General features: G+C 81.9%; 1 pseudogene. It reads left to right on the forward strand.

The annotated features are described in order from the left end of the window. Positions 1-216: pseudogene (locus tag G3I41_RS34315) on the forward strand (primosome assembly protein PriA); the annotation flags it as partial.

Below are 216 nucleotides of genomic sequence, written 5' to 3' on the forward strand. Positions count from 1 at the left end.
GTGGGCGACGGCGAGCTCGCGCGGGACGGGGCGGCCCGGGCCGCCCGGCTGCCCAGCCTCGCCTGGCAGACCGTCCGGGACGGGCTGCGCACCGGTCCGGTGCTGGTCCAGGTGCCCCGCCGGGGTTACGCCCCCCGGCTCGCCTGCGAGCGCTGCCGGGAGCCCGCCAGGTGCCGGCAGTGCGCGGGGCCGCTGGAGGCGCCGGACCAGCAGGAC

Origin of the sequence: Streptomyces sp. SID9727, from assembly GCF_010550605.1 — a bacterium.
Taxonomy (GTDB): Bacteria; Actinomycetota; Actinomycetes; order Streptomycetales; family Streptomycetaceae; genus Streptomyces.